The organism is Pseudomonas sp. GD03903, from assembly GCF_029840045.1.
In the GTDB taxonomy this organism is placed as follows: domain Bacteria; phylum Pseudomonadota; class Gammaproteobacteria; order Pseudomonadales; family Pseudomonadaceae; genus Pseudomonas; species Pseudomonas pseudonitroreducens.
This window is the reverse complement of record NZ_JAOCBT010000004.1, coordinates 136,780-157,189: the sequence shown is the minus strand read 5'-3', so window position 1 is coordinate 157,189 and position 20,410 is coordinate 136,780. Positions and strand designations below refer to the sequence as shown.

The 20,410-nt window shown below is 66.4% G+C and carries 17 protein-coding genes; 2 read left to right on the top strand and 15 right to left on the bottom strand.

Going from position 1 to position 20,410, the window contains the following annotated elements; genetic code table 11:
* Positions 1–39: 39 nt before the first annotated feature.
* From N5C91_RS07730 to xdhA, 4 genes are all read right to left on the bottom strand, one after another.
* Positions 40–1,968, bottom strand: a complete 1,929-nt coding sequence (locus N5C91_RS07730) for a methyl-accepting chemotaxis protein (RefSeq protein WP_279828802.1) — start codon at positions 1,966–1,968, stop codon at positions 40–42.
* Positions 1,969–2,075: 107 nt separating this feature from the next.
* Positions 2,076–2,936, bottom strand: a complete 861-nt coding sequence (gene xdhC / locus N5C91_RS07725; protein WP_279828800.1) for a xanthine dehydrogenase accessory protein XdhC — start codon at positions 2,934–2,936, stop codon at positions 2,076–2,078.
* A complete protein-coding gene (gene xdhB / locus N5C91_RS07720; protein WP_279828799.1) occupies positions 2,933–5,473 on the bottom strand; it encodes a xanthine dehydrogenase molybdopterin binding subunit in 2,541 nt (846 codons plus the stop codon). The genes xdhC and xdhB overlap by 4 nt, the downstream gene beginning before the upstream one ends.
* The gene (xdhA, locus tag N5C91_RS07715) at positions 5,466–6,890 is read right to left on the bottom strand and encodes a xanthine dehydrogenase small subunit (protein WP_279828797.1); all 1,425 of its coding nucleotides are present in this window, start codon (positions 6,888–6,890) and stop codon (positions 5,466–5,468) included. Before xdhA ends, xdhB begins: the two co-directional genes overlap by 8 nt.
* A gap of 477 nt (positions 6,891–7,367) precedes the next feature.
* Between xdhA and ahpC the strand changes: the two genes are divergently transcribed.
* Entirely contained in the window at positions 7,368–7,931 is a 564-nt protein-coding gene (gene ahpC, locus N5C91_RS07710) for an alkyl hydroperoxide reductase subunit C (protein ID WP_017517843.1), read from the top strand.
* A 197-nt stretch (positions 7,932–8,128) separates the two neighbouring features.
* Complete coding sequence (gene ahpF, locus N5C91_RS07705; RefSeq protein ID WP_236201634.1) at positions 8,129–9,694, top strand: alkyl hydroperoxide reductase subunit F; 1,566 nt, start codon at positions 8,129–8,131, stop codon at positions 9,692–9,694.
* A 178-nt stretch (positions 9,695–9,872) separates the two neighbouring features.
* Here the strand turns inward: ahpF and cls are convergent, their stop codons facing one another.
* The 11 genes from cls to N5C91_RS07650 all read right to left on the bottom strand — a co-directional run bounded on the left by cls (position 9,873) and on the right by N5C91_RS07650 (position 20,376).
* A complete protein-coding gene (gene cls, locus N5C91_RS07700) occupies positions 9,873–11,306 on the bottom strand; it encodes a cardiolipin synthase (protein ID WP_279828792.1) in 1,434 nt (477 codons plus the stop codon).
* 42 nt (positions 11,307–11,348) lie between these two features.
* Positions 11,349–12,746, bottom strand: a complete 1,398-nt coding sequence (locus N5C91_RS07695; protein ID WP_279828791.1) for an amidase — start codon at positions 12,744–12,746, stop codon at positions 11,349–11,351.
* 106 nt (positions 12,747–12,852) lie between these two features.
* Entirely contained in the window at positions 12,853–13,434 is a 582-nt protein-coding gene (locus tag N5C91_RS07690) for an alpha/beta hydrolase (protein WP_279828788.1), read from the bottom strand.
* Between the two features lie 118 nt (positions 13,435–13,552).
* A complete protein-coding gene (locus tag N5C91_RS07685; protein ID WP_236172209.1) occupies positions 13,553–14,206 on the bottom strand; it encodes a gamma-glutamylcyclotransferase in 654 nt (217 codons plus the stop codon).
* Between the two features lie 536 nt (positions 14,207–14,742).
* Positions 14,743–15,144, bottom strand: coding sequence for a biopolymer transporter ExbD (locus N5C91_RS07680; protein ID WP_024766994.1), 402 nt, complete (start codon positions 15,142–15,144; stop codon positions 14,743–14,745).
* Between the two features lies 1 nt (position 15,145).
* Positions 15,146–15,862 (bottom strand): MotA/TolQ/ExbB proton channel family protein, encoded by a 717-nt coding sequence (locus N5C91_RS07675; RefSeq protein ID WP_024766993.1) that lies wholly within the window; start codon positions 15,860–15,862, stop codon positions 15,146–15,148.
* A 49-nt stretch (positions 15,863–15,911) separates the two neighbouring features.
* A complete protein-coding gene (locus N5C91_RS07670) occupies positions 15,912–16,721 on the bottom strand; it encodes an energy transducer TonB (protein WP_236172208.1) in 810 nt (269 codons plus the stop codon).
* 457 nt (positions 16,722–17,178) lie between these two features.
* Entirely contained in the window at positions 17,179–17,961 is a 783-nt protein-coding gene (locus N5C91_RS07665; protein WP_236172207.1) for a MetQ/NlpA family ABC transporter substrate-binding protein, read from the bottom strand.
* A gap of 41 nt (positions 17,962–18,002) precedes the next feature.
* Positions 18,003–18,668 carry a methionine ABC transporter permease gene (locus N5C91_RS07660; RefSeq protein WP_236172206.1) on the bottom strand — a complete coding sequence of 222 codons (666 nt, stop codon included), beginning with the start codon at positions 18,666–18,668 and terminating at the stop codon, positions 18,003–18,005.
* Positions 18,665–19,675, bottom strand: coding sequence for a methionine ABC transporter ATP-binding protein (locus tag N5C91_RS07655; protein ID WP_279828783.1), 1,011 nt, complete (start codon positions 19,673–19,675; stop codon positions 18,665–18,667). Before N5C91_RS07655 ends, N5C91_RS07660 begins: the two co-directional genes overlap by 4 nt.
* A 323-nt stretch (positions 19,676–19,998) precedes the next feature.
* Entirely contained in the window at positions 19,999–20,376 is a 378-nt protein-coding gene (locus N5C91_RS07650) for a hypothetical protein (RefSeq protein WP_236172204.1), read from the bottom strand.
* Positions 20,377–20,410 lie beyond the last annotated feature (34 nt).

Here is a 20,410-nt window from a genome sequence, read left to right as displayed (position 1 = left end):
GGGGAAAAGGCACCGGCGCATAGCCGGTGCCAGAGCTGTTCACAGGCGGAACTGCGCCATCTGCCGTGCCAGGTCATCGGCCAGGTTGCGCAGCTCGCGGCATTGCTCGCGGCCATGCTGCACTTCACGGGTGGTGGCGTGGGCGAGATCGGCGATGCCCTGCACGTTGCGATTGATCTCCTCGGTCACCGCCGACTGCTCCTCGGTGGCCGTGGCGACCTGGTGGTTGATGTCGCTGATGCGTTCCACCTGATCGGCGATGGCGCCCAGCGAGGCGCCGGCCTGCTCGCTGGCAGCCAGACTCTGCCCGGTGGTCTGCTGGCTGGATTGCATCGAGCGTACTGCGGCCTCCGCGCCGTCCTTCAGGCGCTGGATGATCGTGAGGATTTCGTCGGTGGAGCCCTGGGTGCGGCTGGCCAGCGTGCGCACTTCATCGGCGACCACGGCGAAGCCTCGGCCCAGCTCGCCGGCACGCGCCGCCTCGATGGCCGCGTTGAGGGCGAGCAGGTTGGTCTGCTCGGAGACGCCGCGGATCACCGCCAGCACCTGGTCGATGCTCGCCACCTGGCCGGCCAGTTCACCCACGGCGCTGGCGGCCTCGCCGATCTCCCCGGACATGCGCTGGCCCACCTGCAGCGAGCCGCCAACCACGCGACGCGCTGCGCCGGCTTCCTCCCGTGCCTGCTGCGAGGCGCTGGCGGCCTGTTCGGCGTTGCGGGCGATTTCCTGCACTGTGCTGCCCATCTCGTTCACCGCCGTGGCGACCATGTCGGTCATCTCCTGCTGGCGGCCGGTGCGCTCGGCGGTGTTATCCACCACCTGCGCCACTTCGCCAACGGTGCGCAGCAATTGCTGGCTGGTGCCCAGCACGGCGCCAATCAACGCGCGCTGCCCTTCGAGGAAGCGATTGAAGCCTCGGGCCAGGTCACCCAATTCGTCGGCGCGGCTTTCGTCCAGGCGGCGGGTGAGGTCACCGCCACCGCCGCCGATTTCCAGCAGCGCGCTGGTCACCTGGCGGATCGGCCGGGCCAGGCTGCGTGCCATCAGCACCACCAGCGCCAGGCAGAGCAGGGCGACCAGGGCCCCGGCCAGCCCGGAGAAGGCCAGCGCCTCGCGGGCGTCGGCGTAGATTTCCGCTTCCGGCACTTCGCTCACCAGCGTCCAGCCCAGGTCATGCAGCGGCAGGCTGGCGGCCAGGTAGTCTTCGCCGTCGCGCTTGAAACGGGCGCTGTGGAAGCCCTGCTGGCCGAGCAGTGCGCTCGCGGCGCTGGCACCGATCAGGTCGCCGAGATTGCGCCCCTTGGGCAGCGACGCGTCGGGGTGGATCTGCACCTGGCCATCGTTCTTCACCAGGTACACGCGCCCGGACAGGCCGAAGCGGAAGTCGCGGATCAGCGTCGACAGCTCGCGCATCTCCAGGCCCAGCCCGGCGATGCCCAGCAGCTTGCCGTCGCGCTCCACGCGCTGGTCGATGAACAGCGCCAGTTCGCCGGTGCTGCCGTCGGTGTCGATGTTCCACATGCGCGGCTTACCGCTGTCGATGAACTGGAAGTACCAGCTGTCCTTCGGCTCGCTGCGGCTCAGCGTGCGCTCCTTGCCCTTGTCGCTGTAGTAGGCGCCGCTGGCGTTGGAGGTGATCAGCGCGGAGAAGGCCTTCTGCGAGGCACGGATGCCACCCAGGTAACGGGTGAACTCGGCCAGTTGCTCGGGGTTTTCGCCAGCGGCCAGCCAATCCTGAACCAGGGTGTTGTCGGCGATCCCGGCCGCTGCGGTGATGGGGCCGGTGAGGCGCTTTTCGAAGTCATTGGCAATCGCCTGGATGCTCGCCGGCAGCGCCTGTTCGAGCAGGTAGCGCTCGCTCAGGCGGTTGACCAGCACGGCATATAGGCCGAGGACGATGAGCAGGCTGATGAGCAGGGCGGCGCCCATGCTGACGATGAGCTGGGTCTGGATACTTCGCAGGCGCATATTCTTGTTTTCCTCCGAACGCACAACGAAACGCCCGCCAGTGGCGGGCGAAGAGACGGGGTCGTTGAGTGTATCGGCGGCGGCGGGAAAAACTGTTGTCCCACTGGTCAGGTTTTTGCGTCCGCCGGCGCGTCGCTGCACGCGCCTTCGCTACACAGCGCCGCCCATTCCACCCCTTCGCGCGTCTGCCGGGCGGGGGCGTCCTGGTGATAGCGGGCGATCACCTGGGCGGCGACCGAGATGGCTACTTCCAGCGGGCGTTTGCCCGGCACTTCGGCCAGGCCGATGGGGCAATGCATCTGCGCGATCTCCTGCTGTGGATAACCGTGCTGTTCCAGCCGCATCTGGAAGCGCCGCGCCTTGGTGCGCGAGCCGATCATGCCGAGGAAGCCGGCGTCGCCGCGCTTGAGCACGGCCTCGGCGATGGCGTAGTCCAGCGGGTGGTTGTGGGTCATGACCAGGAAGTAACTGCCCGGTGGCGCTTCGTGCACGGCGTCTTCCGGCTCTTCCAGCAGGCGCATGCGCACGCCCTCGGGGACGGACTGGGGAAACTCCGCCGCGCGACTGTCCACCCATTCCAGGCGTAGTGGCAGCCCCGCCAACAGCGGTGCGAGGGCGCGGCCGACATGGCCGGCACCGAACAGTACGACCTGCGGTCCGCGCGCGGCGAAGCATTCGAACAGCAGGCTGGCACGCCCGCCGCAGCATTGGCCCAGCCGCGCGCCGAGGGGGAAGTGTTCCAGCGCCTGGCTGTCCTTGCCGGCAAGCAGCAGCTGGCGCGCGTGCTCGATGGCGGCGAACTCCAGGTGGCCGCCGCCGATGGTGTCGAAGGTTTCCCCGGCAGTGACCAGCATCTTGCTGCCGGACTCGCGGGGCGTGGAGCCCTGCACGCCGATCACGGTGATCAGCACGTAGCTCTCGGCGCTGTCGCGTAGGCGGGCGATGGCGTCCATCCAGGTGGTGGTCATTGCACTGGGCCTTCTTTCGAGTTCGGTGTGGGCTGTTCTCCCCTCACCCCAACCTTTTCTCGGAGGGAGAGGGGGTTGTCTGCTGCAGCGGTCATGCTCAGTGGAGCGCCCGTTGCCGCGGATTCCGGTTGAATTCGCGGGTTCGCTGTATGCCGATCGGTCCCCTCTCCCGCTTGCGGGAGAGGCTTAGGGTGAAGGCGCTCCCGCTCCGAACGGCGTACCGCCTCGCAAGCCCACAACACCCGCTCCGGTGTCGCCGGCGTATCCAGGTCGGGACTCAGGCGGTAGTCCGCGAGGCTGGCGATGGCGTCGCGCAGTGCCGACCACACCGAGATCGCCAGCATGAATGGTGGCTCGCCCACCGCCTTGGAGAGGTACACGCTGTCTTCCTCGTTGGGGCGCTCGAACAGCGTCACGCGGAAGTCTTCCGGCGCGTCGCTCGCCGCCGGGATCTTGTAGGTCGCCGGCCCCACCGTGAGCAGCTTGCCGGAGTCGTCCCAGCGCAGCTCCTCGGTGGTCAGCCAACCCATGCCCTGGATGAAGCCGCCTTCGATCTGGCCGATGTCGATGGCCGGGTTCACGCTGCGGCCGACGTCGTGGAGGATGTCCACGCGCAGTACGCGGTACTCGCCGGTAAGCGTGTCGATTGTCACCTCGGACACCGCCGCGCCGTAGGCGAAGTAGAAGAACGGGTGGCCCTGCCCTTTTTCGCGGTCATAGAAGATCTTTGGCGTGCGGTAGAAGCCGGTGGCGGATAGCTGGATGCGCGCGAAGTAGGCGGCCTGGATGATCTCGGTGAAGCCCAGGTGCTGCGCCCCGACCGTCACACCGCCGTGCTCGAAGCGAATCTCCTGCGGCTTCACGCCATCGCGGTCGGCGAGGAAGTCGATCAGCCGCTTCTTCAGCGTGCGCGCCGCGTCGCGAGCGGCCATGCCATTCAGGTCGGTGCCGCTGGAAGCGGCGGTGGGCGAGGTATTGGGCACCTTGTCGGTACGCGTCGCGGTGATCACCACACGCTCCAGCGGCACCTGGAATTCCTCGGCGACGATCTGCGCGACCTTGATGTTCAGGCCCTGGCCCATCTCGGTGCCGCCGTGGTTCAGCTGGATACTGCCGTCGGTGTAGAGGTGGATCAGCGCGCCGGCCTGGTTGAGGTGCTGCGCGGTGAAGGAAATACCGAACTTCACCGGGGTCAGTGCGAGGCCTTTCTTCAGCACCGGGCTCCGCGCGTTGAAGTCGTGGATCGCCGAGCGGCGCGCGGCGTAGTCGCTGCTTGTCTCCAGGCGCGCGATCAGCTCGCCCAGCAGGTTGTGCTCGACCTTCTGGTGGTAGGGCGTCAGCTCGCGCCCCATTCCGCCGTAGAGGTTGAGCTTGCGCACCTCGAGCGGGTCCTTGCCCACGGCGCGGGCGATGTCGTCCATGGCGCGCTCGATGATCATCATCCCCTGCGGCCCGCCGAAGCCGCGGAAGGCGGTGTGCGAGACGATGTTGGTGAAGCTGCGGTAGCCGGAGATGGCCACGTCGGGGATGAAGTAGGCGTTGTCGGCATGGAACATGGCGCGGTCGACGATGGCGTCGGAGAGGTCCGGCGAATGGCCGCAGTCGCCCACCACTTCAAGCTGCGCGGCGAGCAGCCGGCCCTCGTGGTCGAAGCCGATGCGGTAGTGGTTGTGGAAGGGGTGGCGCTTGCCGGTCAGGCGCATGTCGTCGGCACGCGGCAGGCGCAGCTTCACTGCGCGGCCGGTCTTGTGTGCCAGCAATGCGGCGAGGCAGGCGAATGGCGCGGCCTGAGTTTCCTTGCCACCGAAGCCGCCGCCCATGCGGCGCACTTCCACGGTGACCTTGGCCAGCGGGATTGCCAGTACCTCGGCCACCAGTTTCTGCACTTCGCTGGGGTGCTGGCTGGAGGTGTGCACCAGCATGCCGCCGTCGTCGCCGGGCAGGGCGAGCGAGGCCTGGCCTTCGAGGTAGAAATGCTCCTGGCCGCCGATGAACTGCCGGGCTTCGAGCACCTGCGGCGCCTGCTCCAGCGCCGCTTGCGCATCGCCCCGGCGCATGTGGTGCGGCGGGCGCACGAAGCGCTCCTCGGCCTTGGCTCGCAGCGGGTCGATCAGCGGGTCTTCCTTGGCATACTCAACCTTTGCCAGACGCACCGCTCGGCGTGCCTGGATCAGGCTTTCGGCGGCGACCGCGAACAGCGCCTGGCCGTGGTATTTCACCCGCTCGCCAGCCAGCAGCGGATCACCGGGGAACACCGGCCCGATGTCGGTGTGGCCGGGCACGTCGTCCAGGGTCAGCACGGCCACCACGCCGGGCGCACTGCGCACGGCGTCGAGATCAAGGGACAGCACGGCGCCGCAGGCGATTTCACTCAGGCCGACAGCCGCGTGCAGCAGTTCGCGCGGCTCCTTCAGGTCGTCCACGTAGCGCGCGGCGCCGCTCACGTGGAGGGCGGCGCTGTCGTGCTCGCGCGGCTTGCCCGCGCTGTGGATGGCGCCCGCGGCGCCATTGCTGGCCAGCGGTGGCAGGCTACGCATGGTGCACCTCTGCAGGGCATTCGGACCATTCCAGTAGTGCGCGCTGCAACAGGTTCTGCGCCACTTTCAGGCGATAGGCGGCGCTGGCGCGCAGGTCGTCGATGGGCTGGAAATCCTGCGCGATCGCGGCTTGTGCGGCAGCCACGGCCGCGGCGTCGAAAGGCCTGCCGCGCAAGGCCGCTTCGCTCCCCGCGCCCCGCAGCGGAGTGGCCGCCATGCCGCCGCAGGCGAGGCGCGTGTCGATGACGATGCCGCTGTCGTCAAGGTCGAGTCGCAGTGCCAGGCACACAGCGGAAATATCGTCGTCGCGGCGCTTGGACACCTTGTCGACGCGAAACCGCTGGTTATCGCGCAGGCGCGGGATCACAACCGCCTCGATGTATTCGCCGGGCTGCAGGAGTGTCTTGCGGTAGCCGTTGAAAAAACCTTCGATGGGGACCTCGCGTACGGCGCCTGCCCTGCGCAGGCGCAGGCGCGCATCCAGGGCGAGCAGCACCGGTGGCATATCGCCGATAGGCGAGGCGTTGGCGATGTTACCGCCAAGAGTGCCGCGCTGGCGGATCTGCAGCGAGCCGAGGCGCTCCAGCAGGGCGGCGACGCCGGGGAACTCCTGCAGCGCTTCGAGGCAGTCGGTATAGGCCCGCGCCGCGCCGATCAGCAGGTGCCTGGGGTGGACCTCCAGGCGCAGCAGTTCACTGACCCGGTCGAGATGGATCAATGCCGGGAACGCCTTGAGATTCTGTGTGGCTTCCAGGGCCAGGTCGGTGCCGCCGGCGATCAGCCGCGCCTGCGGGTAGCGCTGAAGCAAGTCGTCCAGTTCATCGAGCGAGCTGGGCAACCAGGCCTGAGCCTGGCCGTCGCGCAGCGTGCCGGCAGTGGATATCTCCCGCAGGCGGGCGACGGTCAGGGCGCTGTTCTGCTCGAAGTTGTCGAGGCACGCTTGCCCGGCTATCTGCTTGGCAGCCTCGAGGATCGGCCGGTAGCCGGTGCAGCGACACAGGTTGCCGGAGAGCGCGGTGAGCGCCGTTTCGCGGTCGTGCGGTGGCGGCGAGTGGCGCCAGGTGAACAGCGACATGACGATCCCCGGCGTGCAGAAGCCGCACTGCGACCCGTGGCAGTCGACCATTGCCTGCTGCACCGGATGCAGCACGCCCGGCTCGCCCAGGTGCTCGACGGTCAGCACCTGGCGGCCGTGCACCGCGCCCAGCAGCGTGATACAGGCATTCACTGCGCGGTAGCGCAGCGCTTCGCCCTCGGGCTCGGCGAGCACCACGGTACAGGCGCCACAGTCGCCCGAGGCGCAGCCCTCCTTGGTGCCGGTACGCGCGCGGTGGATGCGCAGGTAATCGAGCAGGCTGGTCTCGGGTGCGAGTCCGTCAACCTGGACGCTCTCGTCGCCGAGCAGGAACTGGATCATCGGGAGTCCTCGTCGTCATGCGTGCGGCTGCGCCGCGTCGCGAAGGCTGTCCGTGGGCGTCGGGAGCCGTGGCGAACGGCTCTCAGGCACAAGCATAGGCTTGTGGGCCGGCTTGACCAGTGAGGCAGGAAAAACCGCCGGACCAGCAGCGTTGCGAGTACCGTACGTCGCGACTGGTGTTGTCCTCGCGGCACGACCGGGCGAAGGTGGACGTTCCGGCGTGCGCTGGCGGATAGCCCGGGAAGGGCGGAAATCCGCTGGGCAGACGCCTTGCGAGAGCAAGCCAGTCATCGGATGCCGCGTTTCGCTTGATAGGAAACTTCTTCCTTTTATAGATATCTCGATAGAGATACTCAATATTCGTGATGCCCTAAATCAATGGGCCTTTTCTGTCATCAGGCGATAATCTTGCCCCTGTCGAATTTCAACCGATCGACCACTCGATTAAACGACAAACTCTCATTGAGGAATTGCCTAATGTCCCTGATCAACACCCCCGTTCAACCGTTCAAGGTCAACGCTTTCCATAACGGCAAGTTCATCGAAGTCACCGAAGAATCCCTCAAGGGCAAGTGGTCCGTTCTGATCTTCATGCCGGCAGCCTTCACCTTCAACTGCCCGACCGAGATCGAAGACGCCGCCAACAACTACGCCGAGTTCCAGAAGGCCGGTACCGAGGTCTACATCGTGACCACCGATACCCACTTCTCCCACAAGGTGTGGCACGAAACTTCCCCGGCCGTTGGTAAAGCCCAGTTCCCGCTGATCGGCGACCCGACCCACCAGCTGACCAACGCCTTCGGCGTACACATCCCGGAAGAAGGCCTGGCCCTGCGCGGCACCTTCGTGATCAACCCGGAAGGCATCATCAAGACCGTCGAAATCCACTCCAACGAGATCGCTCGTGACGTCGGCGAAACCCTGCGCAAGCTGAAAGCTGCCCAGTACACCGCCGCTCACCCGGGTGAAGTCTGCCCGGCCAAGTGGAAAGAAGGCGAGAAGACCCTGGCTCCGTCCCTGGACCTGGTCGGCAAGATCTAAGAACGACCGGGAAGCGGTTGCGCGGCGGCTCCCGCCACGCAACCACCGGGCGCCCGCCCACGAAAGCTTCCCGAGCCGTTTGGCAACACCCCGAGGATGCCTACCGGCATCCTCCCTACCAAAGCCAAAAGCGTGCGTAGGGTGGGCTGAATAGCCTGCCGGGGAACCCCTTTGCTCAAATTCCGAGGATTTGAATCATGTTGGACGCCACGCTTAAAACCCAGTTGAAGGCCTACCTGGAAAAGGTCCAGCAGCCATTCGAGATCGTCGCGTCCCTCGATGACAGCGACAAATCCCGCGAGATGAGCGAGCTGCTGCACGAAATCGTCGGCCTGACCGACAAGATCACCCTGCGTGAAGATGGCAGCGACGCGCGCAAACCGTCCTTCTCGCTGAACCGCCCGGGGGCGAACATCGGCCTGGCTTTCGCCGGCATCCCCATGGGCCACGAGTTCACCTCCCTGGTACTGGCACTGCTGCAGGTCGGCGGCCACCCGTCCAAGCTCGACGCTGAAGTGATCGAGCAGATCAAGGGCATCCAGGGTTCGTTCGAGTTCGAAACCTACTTCTCGCTGTCCTGCCAGAACTGCCCGGACGTAGTCCAGGCGCTGAACCTGATGGCCGTGCTCAACCCGAACATCCGCCATGTCGCCATCGACGGCGCGCTGTTCCAGGAAGAAGTCGAGCGCCGCCAGGTCATGGCTGTGCCGAGCATCTACCTCAACGGTGAAGTGTTCGGCCAGGGCCGCATGGGCGTGGAAGAGATCCTCGCCAAGATCGACACCGGCGCCGCTGCCCGCGAAGCCGAGAAGCTCTCGGCGAAAGAAGAGTTCGACGTACTGGTCGTCGGCGGTGGCCCGGCCGGCGCTGCGGCGGCGATCTACGCCGCCCGTAAAGGCATCCGTACCGGCGTTGCCGCCGAGCGCTTCGGCGGCCAGGTGCTGGACACCATGGCCATCGAGAACTTCATCTCGGTAACCGAGACCGAAGGCCCGAAACTGGCACGCCAGCTGGAAGAGCACGTCAAGCACTACGACGTCGACATCATGAACCTGCAGCGCGCCAGCGCGCTGATTCCGGCGAAGACTGCCGGCGGCCTGCACGAAGTGCAGTTCGAAGGCGGCGGCAGCCTCAAGGCCAAGTCGGTGATCCTGGCCACCGGCGCCCGCTGGCGCGAGATGGGCGTGCCGGGCGAGAAGGAATACAAGGCCAAGGGCGTTTGCTTCTGCCCGCACTGCGACGGTCCGCTGTTCAAGGGCAAGCGTGTGGCGGTGATCGGCGGCGGTAACTCCGGCGTCGAAGCGGCCATCGACCTGGCCGGTATCGTCAGCCACGTGACCCTGCTGGAATTCGACAGCAAGCTGCGCGCCGACGCCGTGCTGCAACGCAAGCTGTTCAGCCTGCCCAACGTGGATGTGATCACCAGCGCGCTGACCAGCGAAGTGAAAGGCGATGGCCAGAAGGTCACCGGCCTGGTCTACAAGGACCGCAACTCGGAAGAGTTCAAGTCCATCGACCTGGAAGGCATCTTCGTGCAGATCGGCCTGCTGCCCAACAGCGACTGGCTCAAGGGCACCATCGAGTTGTCCCCGCGCGGCGAGATCATCGTCGACGCCCGCGGTGAAACCTCGCTGCCGGGCATCTTCGCCGCCGGCGACGTGACCACCGTTCCGTACAAGCAGATCGTGATCGCGGTCGGCGAAGGCGCCAAGGCGTCGCTCTCCGCCTTCGATCACCTGATCCGCTCCTCCGCGCCAGCCTGATGACCTCGCGCTAGAGAAAGAAATCGCCCGGTTCGCGAGAGTGAACCGGGCGTTTTCTTTTGTGCGGCAAAAACATTCGCGAGCAAGGACTAGGCGTCCCCCTCGGTCCTACGAAGAGCGAACTCACCATGAGCCTGTAGGAGCGAGCTTGCTCGCGAACATTGCCCGCGCCGGACTCTCAGAGAATCGGCGACACCAGCCGCGCTACGCGCATCCCCAGTTGCTGCAGACGATGCACGCGCTTGCGGTCGTCCAGGGTCATCTCCACCGATTGCGCAAAGTCTTCTTCCAGCATGGTCTCCACGTCGCGGGCGAAGCCTTCGTCGACGGTGATCACCATGATCTCGAAATTCAGCCGGAACGAGCGGTTGTCCAGGTTGGCGCTGCCTACCGCGGCGCTGTCGTGGTCGATCAGTATCACCTTCTGGTGCAGGAATCCCGGCTGGTAGCGGAACACCCGCACGCCGGCGCGCACGGCCTCCAGGGCATAGAGGCTGGAGGCGGCGTAGACCGTCCGGTGATCCGGCCGCGAAGGCAGCAGGATGCGCACGTCAACGCCGCGCAGCACCGCCAGGCGCAGGGCGGCGGCGACGGCTTCGTCCGGAACGAAATAGGGCGTGGTGATCCACACCCGCTCCACCGCCGCGTTGATCGATTCGACGAAGAACAGCGAGCAGGTTTCCTGGGTGTCCGCCGGGCCGCTGGGCACCACCTGGCAGAGCATGCCGCCGTCGTCGTAGCCATCGGGCAGGATCAGCGTCGGCAGCGTGTGAGTGGCCCAGAACCAGTCCTCGGCGAAGCACTCCTGCAGGCACGCCACCGCCGGACCATGCAGCTCGATGTGAGTGTCGCGCCAGGGCGCCAGCGGTGGCTTCTCGCCCAGGTACTCGACGCCGACGTTGTGCCCGCCGACGAAGCCGCGCACGCCGTCGACCACCACGATCTTGCGGTGATTGCGGAAGTTCACCTGGAAGCGGTTGATCATGCCGCTGCCGGTGCTGAAGGCATGCACCTGCACGCCGCCCTGGCGCAGGCGCTCGATATAGCGGCGCGACAGCGCGTGGCTGCCAATGCCGTCGTACATCAGGAACACATCCACACCGTTGGCCGCGCGCTCCATCAGCAACTGCGCGAGACGTTGCCCGAGGGCGTCGTCGCGGATGATGAAGAACTGCACGAGGATCACTTTCCGTGCGCTGGAGATCGCCTCGAACATCGCCTCGAACGAGGCCTTGCCGTTCACCAGCAGGCGCACCTTGTTGTTCGCCAGCGTAGGCATGCGCGCCAGGCCGACCATGGCCTTGAGCGATTTGTAGGCGTGGTACTGGCGGGCGGCGAGGGCTTCCTCCACCCAGGGGCGCCAGTCCAGCTCGGCGGCGGCCAGGTGCATTTCCTCGTTGGCCTGCCGGCGCGCGCCGATGTAGGCGTCGAAGCGGCTACGGCCGAACACCAGGTAGGGCACCAGCGTCAGCAGCGGCATGAATACCAGCGACGTCGCCCAGGCAATGGCGCCTTGCGCAGTACGCACGCTCAGCACGGCATGGACGGCGGCGATGATCCCCAGCAACTGGATGACCACCAGGAAATGAGCGATGTAGGCGGAGTACTGCATGGGCGCGCGATCGGGTCCTTGTGCTCGGCGGATGGTCTGAGCCTAGTTGGCTCCTGGTGGCTGCGGCCAGTGACTGATGGGGCCGCGCCAGTGTTCGTAGGTTTTCCCCAGGCGCAGTACCTCGACGTCGGCGAACCGCGGGCCGACGATCTGCAGGCCGATGGGCATGCCGGCGCTGGTGAAGCCGCAGTTGAGTGAGAGTGCCGGTTGCTCGGACATGTTCCACGGCACGGTGAAACCGATGTGCTCGAAGGGCCGTGCCGGGTCGTTGGTGGGCGAGGCCCATTCGGCCGGGAAGGCGGCGACCTGGTTGGTCGGTGAAAGCAGGAAGTCGATCTGCTGGAACTGCTCGGCGGCGCGCCGGCGCATCTCGAAGGTACGATTGAAGCCCCGCACCGCGTCCGCGCCGCTGACCGCCGCGCCGCCCTCGGCCCACTGGAAGATATAGGGCAGCACCTTGGCCTGGCGCTCCGCCGGCAGGGTTTCCAGCTCGGCCCACAGGCGCGCGCGCCAGAACCTGTCCAGGCCCTCCAGCAGCTCGCGGTCGAGGATCGGCCGAACCTCGATGATTTCAGCCCCGGCATCGGCGAACTGTCGCGCGGCGGCTGTCACCGCGGCGCACACCTCGGGCTCGGGTTGCAGGCCGCAGCCGGGGTCGAGCTGCAGGCCAATGCGCAGCCCGCGGACCTCGGCATAGTCGATGTGCCAGTCGAGCTCGGCCGGCGGCAGGGCCGTGGCATCGCGCCAGTCCGGGCGCGACAGGTGCTTCATCATCAGTGCGGCGTCATCCAGTGTGCGGGTCATCGGTCCCGCACAGCGTCCGGTGAAATAGGGATCGATGGGGATGCGCCCGAGGCTTGGCTTGAAGCCGACCAGCCCGCACCAGCCGGCCGGCAGGCGCACCGAGCCGCCGATGTCGGTGCCAATGTGCAGCGGTCCGTAGCCTGCCGCCGCAGCGCTTGCCGCGCCGGCGCTGGAGCCGCCCGGGTTCATGCGCAGGTCCCACGGGTTGCGGGCCAGCTTGTGGAAGCTGGAAAGTCCGGAGGAGAGCATGCCGAAGTCCGGCACGGTGGTCTTGCCCAGCAGGATCGCGCCGGCCTCGTTCATTCGCGCGGCGGGCGGAGCGTTGCCGGTCGCCGGCTGCAGGAGGGTGGCGGCGCTGCCCTGGGGAATCGGGTCGCCGGTGGTGGCGATCAGTTCCTTGATGGTCACCGGCACGCCATCCAGTTCGCCGCACGGCGCGCAGCGGATCCAGCGCGCCTCGGAGCGCCGCGCCTGCTCCATCGCCCGCTGCGGCTCGAAGGCGAAGAGCGCGCAGAGCTGCGGCTCCCAGCGGTCGATATGGGCGATCAGGTGCTCGAGGTACTCGACCGGCGAGAGCTGGTGCGAGCGGTACAGGGCGAGCAGTTCGACGGCGGACAGGTCGTGCAACGGTGGCATGGCGGTCTCCGGCGTGGGGCTATGCCTCACCCTAGCCGAATCCGCGCCAAGAGGGGATAGGCGCGCTCGTCACACCAAGCGCTCTGCTGCCGGTAAATGGGCCGGGTCAGGCGCGCTGGCGCGATTGCTGGTCGATCAGGTACTGCAGGCGATACAGATGACGGTAGCCCGATTCCCAGGCGCCGTGGCCAGATTTCACGTTGATGTGCCCGGCGGAGGGCAGGATCACCGTCTCGGCGCCCCAGTTGCGTCCCAGCGCCATGGCGCGCTGCGGGCTGCAGGCGGCGTCGTTGTCCGAACCCACCAGCACCGTCGGGAACGGCAGCGTTTGCGCGGCGATGGGAGCGAAATTGCGCAGCGCCTCGTGGCAGGTTTCCCGCTCCACGTCGGCCGGGGCGACCAGCAGTGCGCCGGCAACCCGGGCGAGGGCGCGGCGGTCGGCACGGGCCGCCCAGGAGGCGACGGTGACGCACCCCAGGCTGTGGCCGATCAGCACCACGCGGCCGGCCTCGCGGCGGATTTCGCGATCCAGTTCGGCGACCCAGTCGTTGTGCTGCGGAGTGATCCAGTCCTGCTGCCGTACCCGCGCGGCGTTCGGCAGGGCGCGCTGCCAGTGGCTCTGCCAGTGAGCGTCGTCGGAACCGTGCCAGCCCGGCACGATCAGGTAGCGGATGCGTTCATTGCGCATGGGGCGGCCCTCTCGAATCGTCATGAGAAGGCATTCTAGGGAGGGTTTTAATATTCGTTAAGGAATAAGAAATTCTTTGCTTATGCAGTATTTTAGCTGAACGAATCGCTATAAGCCGTCATTCCTGCGCCCGGCGCAGCGGGCAGCAGCGCGCCAGGATGCCTTCCAGGTTGAGGTCGGGCATGGCGTATTCACGCAAGGCACGGGCGGTCTGCTCGACGTAGTCGCGGGTGCTGCCGAAATGGCCCTGGGCGCTGGCCAGCACATGCTCGACGATGTTGTCGGGCAGGGCGCCGGCGTAGCTGGGCAGGTGGCGTTCGAGGACGAAGCCGAGGGCGCGCACGCGGCTGCCGTCGTCGAGGCGGCAGTTGAGCCATTCCGGGCGGTAGGAGGCGTAGGGCATCTCCCGTTCCCAGAGTGCATAGAGGTTGGCGTCGAGGTGGTCTTCCGGCAGGCGGAAGGCGAAGCCTGCGCAGGAGCCGCCGCGATCCAGGCCGAGTACCAGGCCTGGCGCTTCCGGGGTGCCGCGGTGGGTCAGGGACCACAGGTACAGCCCGCGGTGGTAGCCGTGCACCCGCGCGCGGCGCGCTTCGGCCACCGGGAACTCCGGTCGCCAGATCAGCGAGCCGTAGGCGAACAGCCACACCGGGCCGGCGCCATGTTCGCTCATGGTGATGTCGAGCGAGGCGCGCAGCTGTGCGGGTGTGAAGCGTTCCGGCACCCCCAGTGTCGGTGGATAGAACGGGCCTTCCGAAGCGGGAGACGATGTCATGCGGTACCCCTCAGGTCTCCTAACTGTCATCAACTTAGTGGAACCGCGGCGGGTACGGAAGGGCCTGAAAGGCATAGGTTTATTGCCGAGGCGGGGATGACGACGAACGGCGGCCACGCCTCGTACCGACAGGGCGTAGGAGCGGACTTTGTCCGCGATGTGCCACCGGCCAGCTCCGAGCAGCCGGCAATCGATCGCGGACAGAGTCCGCTCCTACGTGAAAGTACTGCGCTTGGGTCGGCCCTCTCCCTAGGGCAGAGGGGACCGTTCGGTGCAGGATGAAACGTCGGCAACAGTCGGCACGGACGGCTCCCTCTCCCCCTGGGAGAGGGCAGGGGGAAGGCATCGGCGTGGGCTTCCCGAGAAAGACAATTGCTCCTACGCGATCAGGGAATATCGGCGCGGGGTGCCGGGAAGCCGGGAATAAAAAAAGGCCGCTCACCCCTGCCTGAGTATTGGGAGAGCGGCCTTGAAGCTCGGTACGTTGTGGAGGTCCCTTTCTACACCCGCTCTGTTTCAGGCGTCTTACAGGGCCCTCAGCGCGCGGTGATGACCGCCAGCTTGGTAATGCCGGCCTTCTCGATGGAGGCCATGGCCTTGGCCACCTGGCCGTAGTTCACGGTTTCGTCGGCCTGAAGCTGCACGCGGACCTCGGCGTCCTTGGCCTTGGCCGCCGCCAGATTGCTTTGCAGCAGGTCCGGCTGGATCTCGTCCTTGTTGATGAACCATTTGCCGGCGCCGTCGATGCTCACCACCAGCGGGTCCTTCTGCTCCGGCGGGGCGACCGCCTCGGTCTTCGGCAGGTTGATCGGGATGGCGTTGGTCAGCAGGGGGGCGGTGACGATGAACACCACCAGCAGCACCAGCATCACGTCCACCAGCGGGGTCACGTTGATCTCGGAGAGAACCTCGTCGCTGTCCTGGGTCGAGAAGGCCATATCAGCTCGCCTCCTTCACGCTGGCGCCGGCAGCCGGCTTGCGGGCAGCGGTGGGCAGGGCGACGACGCGGAAGGCGCTCTTCTGCGCGAGGCTGTAGAAGTCGTGGGCGAAATCGTCGAGGTCGGCCGCGGTGAGCTTCAGGCGACGCAGGAAGTAGTTGTAGACCAGCACGGCGGGCACGGCGACGGCGATACCCACGCCGGTGGCGATCAGCGCACTGCCGATCGGGCCGGCAACGGTTTCCAGGCTCGCCGAGCCAGCTGCGCTGATGCCCTTGAGTGCTTCCATGATGCCCCAGACGGTGCCGAACAGGCCGATGAAGGGCGAGGTGGAACCGATCGAGGCGAGCACCGCGAGGCCTGATTCCAGGGAGCGGCGCTCGCGCTGGATCTGCTGGCGCAGGGCGCGCTCGAGGCGGTCCTGGTGGTTGATCGACTGGGCCAGGTCCGGCTGGCCGTTGTCCTGGACCTGGATGGCGGCAAAGCCGGCCTGGGCCACACGGGCGCCGGCGCCGGGCTTGCCGGCGGCCTGGTCACCGGCCGATTCGAGGCTGGTGGCGCTCCAGAACTGCTTCTGGAAGCGTTTGTCCTGGGACTTCTGGCGGGTGAACTGGACGCCTTTCACCAGGGCCAGCGCCCAGGTGACGACGGAGAAGCCGACCAGCAGCCAGATGACTGCGCCTTCGACGGATTCCAGGGGGTTCAGGGGCAGACTCATGGGTGTTCTCCTTCCGCGATTGTTGTGCGGCTGATCTGGGCAAGTTGAATCAATGCAATTTGAAATCGATGGGCACGCTGACCCAGCCGTCCTGGGCCACGTCGCCGCGCTTGGCGGGGACGAAGCTCCAGCGTTTCACTGCGCGCACCGCGGCATCGTCCAGGGCGTCGCGGCCGCTGCTCTTCTGCACCTGGATCTCGCTCGGGCTACCGCTGGCAAGAACATGCACGCGCAGCAGAACGGTGCCCTCCCAGCCGCGACGCTGGGCCAGCGGCGGGTATTCCGGCGCCGGGTTCTTCAGGTAACCGGCGCTGGCCGAGGGCGGCGTCAGTGGGGCTGGAGCCGGTGCCGGCGGAGCGGGCGGTGTCGGTTGCGGCGGCGGGGTTTCGGCCTTCGGCGGTGTGGGTTGCTCGACCGGCTTGGGCACGGGCTTGGGAGCCGGTTTCGGCTTGGGTTTGGGGATTGGCTTGGGTGGCGGCGGCTTCACTGCGTTCTCGTCCACCACCGGGGGCGGCGGTTCCTGCACCACCGGCTCGGGAATCGGTTCGGGCGGTGGCGGCTCTACCACCGGCGGTGTCGGCGCGGTGAATTCGATGGTCATCGGCGGCACCTGTGGCGGTACCTCCGGCAGCTGGGGCGTTGGCTGCTGGCTCAGCCAGTAGATCACCGCACCGTGCAATGTCAGGGCGAACAGGCCGAGCAGCACGCCTTCGCGGCGGCTCAGCGCGCGGGCTTTCGCCGGCACGTGGCGGCCCAGCTCCAGCGCGTGGCGCAGCGGGCGGCCGAGATCGACCAGGTCGCCGCCGGGCACGTGGCGCAGGAACGCATCCGGCGCGAGGGCATGCTGGGGTTGAGCCATGAACGATCTCCTTGCAGGTCTGCGCGGCTCTGCGTCGCGCTTGAAACGGACCTGCATGATTGGCGGAGCGCCTTAGCTCTTGAAGTGATTGTTTCTCTTATTTAAATAACTTTCAGTGCTATGTGTTTTTGGCAAATCGCTGCAGGCCACGCCAGCCGCGGGCTTTCGCGTGGCGGCAAAAAAACGATGCCTTTGCGGCATGGAAAATATGCAGGAAAGGTTGGTGAAAAATTGCTCAATACGCCGTGATAGAGCGGCCGGCGTAACCCTGTAGGAGCGAGCTTGCTCGCGAACCCGCCCAGCTCCGCTGCCATCGGCGAGCACGGTTCGCGAGCAAGAACTAGGCGTCCCCCTCGCTCCTACAAAAGCCAAAAGCCAAAAACCAAAAGCCAGAAGCCGGAAACGAAAAAGCCCGGTCATTCGACCGGGCTTTTCAGGGGTAAAGCTGCGTCGGCGATCAGAACGCCGGAACGACGGCGCCCTTGTACTTCTCGAGGATGAACTGCTTCACCTCGGGGCTGTGCAGGGCGGCGGCCAGCTTCTGCATGGCGGCGCTGTCCTTGTTGTCCGGGCGGGCAACCAGGATGTTCACGTAGGGCGAGTCGGAGCCTTCGATGGCCAGCGCGTCCTTGGTGGGGTTCAGCTTGGCTTCCAGGGCGTAGTTGGTGTTGATCAGGGCGAGGTCGACCTGGGTCAGCACGCGCGGCAGGGTGGCCGCTTCCAGCTCACGCACCTTGATGTTCTTCGGGTTCTCGACGATGTCCTTCGGGGTGGCGGTGATGGACTTGTTGTCCTTCAGCTTGATCACGCCGGCCTTGTCCAGCAGCAGCAGGGCGCGGCCGCCGTTGGTGGCGTCGTTGGGGATCACCACGGTAGCGCCCGAGGGCAGCTCGTCGAGCTTCTTGAACTTGGTGGAGTAGGCGCCCAGCGGCTCGATGTGCACGCCGGTGACGGCGACCAGGCTGGTGCCCTTGGCCTTGTTGAACTCATCCAGGTACGGCTGGTGCTGGAAGAAGTTGGCGTCCAGGCGCTTCTCGGCGACCTGGGTATTGGGCTGCACGTAGTCGGTGAATTCCTTGACCTTCAGCTCGACCCCTTCCTTGGCCAGGATGGGTTTGACGAAGTTGAGGATCTCGGCGTGCGGCACCGGGGTGGCGGCGACGGTCAGGCTGTCGGCGGCCTGGGCCAGCGGGGCGGAGATGGCTGCGGCAGCGGCGAAAGCAGCGAGCAGTTTTTTCATTGTCGGCTCCTAAGAAGGCCCGCGTCCGGCGGGCCAGTCGGTTACTTGCGGGAGAAGTGGACCACCAGCTTGTCGCCGACGGTCTGCAGAATCTGTACGAGCACCAGCAGCATCACCACGGTGACCACCATCACGTCGGTCTGGAAGCGCTGGTAGCCGAAGCGGATGGCCAGGTCGCCGAGGCCGCCGGCGCCCACCACGCCGGCCATCGCGGTGTAGGACACCAGGGTGATGGCGGTGACGGTGATGGCGGCGATGATGCCCGGGCGGGCTTCGGGCAGCAGCGCGTTCCAGATGATCTGGCGGGTGCTGGCGCCCATCGCCTGGGTCGCTTCGATGATGCCCTTGTCCACCTCGCGCAAGGCGGTTTCCACCAGGCGCGCGAAGAACGGCGTGGCGCCCACCACCAGCGGCGGAATCGCCCCGGCGACGCCCAGCGAAGTGCCGGTGATCAGCACGGTGAAGGGGATCATCACGATCAGCAGAATGATGAAGGGCAGCGAGCGCAGCACGTTCACCACGAAGGACAGCAGGGCGTAGACCGCGCGGTTCTCGAACATCTGCTTGGGCCCGGTGAGGAACAGCAGCACACCCAGCGGCAGGCCCAGGACGATGGTGAACAGCAGCGAGCCGCCGAGCATCCAGAAGGTGTCGATGCTGGCCTGGAGAATTTCCGACCAGTCGATATTGGAAAAGAACTCGCTCATGCGCGCAGCACCTCGACGTGGACTTCGGCGGCGTTCAGCTGTGCCATCGCGGCCTCGATGTCACCGCCCACCAGGGACAGGGTGAGCTGGCCGTAGGGCTGGTCCTTGATGCGGTCGATGCGCCCCGCGAGGATGCTGTAGTCGACCCCGGTCTGGCGCGCCACGGTGCCCAGCAGCGGTGCGTAGGTCGCCTCGCCACGGAAGGTCAGGCGCAGGATGCGGCCCGGCACGTGGGCAAAGTCGTCGTGCTGCTCGTCCTCGTCCACTCGCTCGGCCTCGAAGACGAAGCGGCGGGTGGTGTCGTGCTGCGGATGGAGGAACACGTCGGCGACGTCGCCCTGTTCAACGATGTTGCCGGCATCCATCACCGCTACCTGGTCGCAGACGCGGCGGATCACGTCCATCTCGTGGGTGATGAGGACGATGGTCAGCTTCAGCTCGCGGTTGATTTCCGCCAGCAGTTGCAGGACCTGGCCGGTGGTCTGCGGGTCGAGGGCGCTGGTGGCCTCGTCACAGAGCAGGATGGTCGGTCGGCAGGCCAGGGCGCGGGCGATGCCGACGCGCTGCTTCTGGCCGCCGGACAGCTGCGCCGGGTATTTGCGGGCGTGGTCCTGGAGGCCGACGCGCTCGAGCAGTTCGTCCACCCGTGCGCTGATCTCGGCGGCGCTGAAGGTACCGGCGAGCTTCATCGGCATGGCGATGTTGTCGGCGACGGTCTTCGAGGCCAGCAGGTTGAAGTGCTGGAAGATCATCCCGACGCGCTGGCGGAAACGGCGCAGGCCGTCGGCGTCGAGGGCGGTGATGTCTTCGCCGTCGATGACGATGCGCCCGCCACTGGGTTCTTCCAGGCGGTTGATCAGGCGCAGCAGGGTGCTTTTACCGGCGCCGGAATGGCCGATCAGGCCGAACACCTGGCCGCCCTGGATGCTCAGGCGGGTCGGCTGCAGGGCCGGGATATCGCGTCCGGCGACGCGATAGGTCTTGTGGACGTCGTGGAATTCGATCACGTAGCAAACCTTGTGGGTACGGCGTGTGGGAACCTGTTCATGGCGTGCTGCGCGGCGGCATTACGGCGTTGAGAACAGGCGAGAAATGCTCATCTACGCGTGAGTAGACTCCGCTTTCTCGCCTGTTTTCGCCTTGTACTGCTCTAGCTCGCAAGCCCTAAACAGATTCGGGACCTACCAAGTTGTCGAGGGATAGACGACAAACGTAGGCGGTCAGCCAAAACCGCGCATTTTAACCTGCTTTTTTATGGCTGATTAATCTTTGTTCAACTAACTGCGGAACAAAAGGGAATAACGGGCACCACGAACGGGTGCCCGTGGGCTTACGGCGTGCAGGTTGGCTGAGCGCCGGGTGCGGCGGGCTTCTGCAGGCCGCTGACATCAGCCGCAACACCGGGGGCGCGGGGCATCAGCGAGCGGGCGCGGGTCAGGGCGGTGGTGGCGCCGTTGACGTCGCCCTTGGCCAGGGCTTCGCGGCTGCGTTCCAGGTAGGCGTCGGCCAGGCGCTTGCGGCGCTCGGCGAGCTGGGTGGCGTCTTCCTGCTCGGAACCCAGCGCAAGCTGCGCGGATTCCAGACGGCCGGCGGCCAGTTCGGTTTCGAAGCCACTGCTGTTGGCCGGATTGCTCGCGGTGCTCTGGCAGGCTGTCAGGGCCAGCGCCAGGGCCATCAGCGAGAACAGGCGGATGACGAACGACTTCATGCGTCAGGGTCTCTTTTGATCAAAAAATCGCCAA

Coding starts and splice junctions, on each gene's coding strand:
- xdhA (WP_279828797.1), bottom strand. CDS start 6,890: ATGATCCAGTTCCTGCTCGGCGACGAGAGCGTCCAGGTTGACGGACTC.
- N5C91_RS07665 (WP_236172207.1), bottom strand. CDS start 17,961: ATGAAAAAACTGCTCGCTGCTTTCGCCGCTGCCGCAGCCATCTCCGCC.
- N5C91_RS07730 (WP_279828802.1), bottom strand. CDS start 1,968: ATGCGCCTGCGAAGTATCCAGACCCAGCTCATCGTCAGCATGGGCGCC.
- N5C91_RS07670 (WP_236172208.1), bottom strand. CDS start 16,721: ATGGCTCAACCCCAGCATGCCCTCGCGCCGGATGCGTTCCTGCGCCAC.
- ahpC (WP_017517843.1), top strand. CDS start 7,368: ATGTCCCTGATCAACACCCCCGTTCAACCGTTCAAGGTCAACGCTTTC.
- N5C91_RS07650 (WP_236172204.1), bottom strand. CDS start 20,376: ATGAAGTCGTTCGTCATCCGCCTGTTCTCGCTGATGGCCCTGGCGCTG.
- xdhC (WP_279828800.1), bottom strand. CDS start 2,936: ATGACCACCACCTGGATGGACGCCATCGCCCGCCTACGCGACAGCGCC.
- N5C91_RS07660 (WP_236172206.1), bottom strand. CDS start 18,668: ATGAGCGAGTTCTTTTCCAATATCGACTGGTCGGAAATTCTCCAGGCC.
- N5C91_RS07675 (WP_024766993.1), bottom strand. CDS start 15,862: ATGAGTCTGCCCCTGAACCCCCTGGAATCCGTCGAAGGCGCAGTCATC.
- N5C91_RS07685 (WP_236172209.1), bottom strand. CDS start 14,206: ATGACATCGTCTCCCGCTTCGGAAGGCCCGTTCTATCCACCGACACTG.
- N5C91_RS07690 (WP_279828788.1), bottom strand. CDS start 13,434: ATGCGCAATGAACGCATCCGCTACCTGATCGTGCCGGGCTGGCACGGT.
- cls (WP_279828792.1), bottom strand. CDS start 11,306: ATGCAGTACTCCGCCTACATCGCTCATTTCCTGGTGGTCATCCAGTTG.
- xdhB (WP_279828799.1), bottom strand. CDS start 5,473: ATGCGTAGCCTGCCACCGCTGGCCAGCAATGGCGCCGCGGGCGCCATC.
- ahpF (WP_236201634.1), top strand. CDS start 8,129: ATGTTGGACGCCACGCTTAAAACCCAGTTGAAGGCCTACCTGGAAAAG.
- N5C91_RS07680 (WP_024766994.1), bottom strand. CDS start 15,144: ATGGCCTTCTCGACCCAGGACAGCGACGAGGTTCTCTCCGAGATCAAC.
- N5C91_RS07695 (WP_279828791.1), bottom strand. CDS start 12,746: ATGCCACCGTTGCACGACCTGTCCGCCGTCGAACTGCTCGCCCTGTAC.